Genomic DNA, 477 nt, shown 5'->3' on the forward strand with positions numbered 1-477 from the left:
TGATTATTGGAAGTCCACGCCAAAGAGAGCCAAGGGCCTCCGATACAAGGCTGCGATGCCGAAGCCAGACTGCCTGTCTGTCATTCTTCCCTTTAGACTGGGTCGAACATCTCCCTGAATTCCGGATCGGCAAAATAGGCAAGCTTTTCAGCAAAAATTGGTCGTTGTCCGGCCAGGAACAGCAGTTGTCCTTTCGGATCGCGCGCGGCGGATCGCATCATGTTTTTGAATGCGCCCCGGGCAAGTCGCGATCTGGTCATGGAAACCCTTGCGTGCTGTCGCCACTCTCTGCTGTATCCGGCAGTACCGGTCCGATCAGATCGGCAAAGAGCGCCTTGTCATTATCGCGTGTCAGAAAGCCCGGTAGTTCGCGGCGCAGCCATTCACCGAGTTGCTTGCCGAATTCCTGATCATCCGAGGTCTCCAGGTGATGCACAACGAGCGACCCGATCAGGACCTTGCGGCGCATATCGTTGT

The 477-nt window shown here is 55.8% G+C and carries 1 protein-coding gene and 1 pseudogene; both read right to left on the bottom strand.

Features of this window, described 5'->3' with window-relative positions:
* Positions 1–92 precede the first annotated feature (92 nt).
* Positions 93–191, bottom strand: a pseudogene (locus QSK43_RS27020) (type IV secretory system conjugative DNA transfer family protein); the annotation flags it as partial.
* 65 nt (positions 192–256) lie between these two features.
* Positions 257–477: mobilization protein (locus QSK43_RS27025; RefSeq protein WP_332306026.1), on the bottom strand; the 221-nt coding region annotated here is incomplete at its 5' end.

The organism is Rhizobium sp. GR12 (genome assembly GCF_036596185.1).
GTDB classification, from domain to species: Bacteria; Pseudomonadota; Alphaproteobacteria; order Rhizobiales; family Rhizobiaceae; genus Agrobacterium; species Agrobacterium nepotum.